The following is a 1,553-nucleotide window of genomic DNA, read 5'->3' as shown; positions in this document are numbered from 1 at the left end:
TTTTGGAGGTCCTGGTTTTTAAATCTATGAGTCTTCTCCGTATGAACAGAGCGAGTGTCTACGAGCGAACAGACACAATCAAAATTCTCGTTATGCTTTTTCCCTGATTACAAGCTCCCCCTTGATTCTAAAACTTAGATACAGAGCATCCCGAAGGGTGCGAACAAACTTAATTTGATTCTAGATCGAGCGAAGCGAGCATAAAAAACTTATGAGCGAAGCGAATTCCGAGTTGCTTTTGCTTTTTATGGAATTCCAGCAGGTATTTGCTAAAAATTGCCCCAATGAATCGAGCGAGAGCGAGATTCAATAGAGTTTGAGCGTAGCGAAAACCAAGGGCAATTTTTAAAGGTGTATATATTTTTTAATATTTTTAACTTTTAAATACTTTTAGAACGTCTGTAATGCTCATATAGAAAGGATTATAGATATTTAATTCATACATTTACCTAGGAAACTCCATACATTTACCTAGGAAACTCCATACATTTACCTAGGAAACTTCATACATTTACCTAGATCTTCATACATTTACCTAGATATAAATAATCTCTATATTTTTAGCTAATTTTAGTTCTTTCACTATTTGTTTTGATTGATTCTTATACTTATAATTTATAAATCAGACTATTTTTTATACTCCAAATTTATAGATGGATAATTTTTTATACTTTGATAAAGATCAAAAAATTAAAAAAACACTGTACAAAAGAATAATCATACATTTTTCTAGGTTTGACTTTACTATTGTTAGCTCATATATTCATACATTATCAAATATGTATGAATTAAAAAAATATGGATTCTCAATTAGATACTATAGTAGTTGATGATCATGAATACCCTATTCAAAAGCCTGTAGCTCAATATCCAGCAGAATATACAGTCATGCAGAATAGGATGATCGAAGCGTGGAATAGCATGTCCGTAGATGAAAAAAGGATCTTTATTTTAGCTAGCCCTATAGTTCGTCTTAATCCAATGAGTGAATCTAGTAAATTTACTATTACTGCTAAAGACTTTGCTGAAGCATGTGATATCGAACTAGGCAGTGCCTACTCTCAATTAAAAAGAGCTGCTGATGATCTTCGTGGAAGATACTTTTCTTACATAAATACAAAAGGTAATCGCGTGTCGGTTCACTGGGTAATTCGTATTGAATATGCAGATGGAAAAATAAGCTTTTACTTCACAAATGAAGTCCTGTTTATGTTGTCTATATTTAATAACAATCATCCATACACAAAGTTTACAATTAAAGAAGTTTTACAGCTAAGAGGATCCCACTCCATCCAGCTTTATCAATTATTAAAACAATACGAAAATATAGGACACAGAGATTTCAAAGAAGAAGAGTTCAGAAATATATTCGAGTTACAAAATAAGTATTCCTTGCTTTGGAATTTAAAAAAAAGAGTTATCGTACCAGCGGTATCAGAAATTAATAAATCTACTGAACTACAAGTATCTTTCTCCAACCTTAAAGATGGCAAAAAAATTACAGGTTTTAGATTCGTAATTGGAAAAAAGGAAACTCGGAAGCCTTCTATAGA

1 protein-coding gene is annotated in these 1,553 nt (G+C 31.8%); it reads left to right on the top strand.

Features of this window, described 5'->3' with window-relative positions; translation table 11 throughout:
- Positions 1–798 precede the first annotated feature (798 nt).
- The coding region (locus tag FTV38_RS17480; protein ID WP_180023041.1) for a replication initiation protein at positions 799–1,553 on the top strand (755 nt) is incomplete at its 3' end.

It is taken from the genome of Acinetobacter sp. YH16044 (assembly GCF_013417145.1).
Taxonomy (GTDB): domain Bacteria; phylum Pseudomonadota; class Gammaproteobacteria; order Pseudomonadales; family Moraxellaceae; genus Acinetobacter; species Acinetobacter amyesii.
The sequence above is the reverse complement of the archived record's forward strand: the minus strand, read 5'-3'. Positions and strand labels throughout refer to the sequence as shown.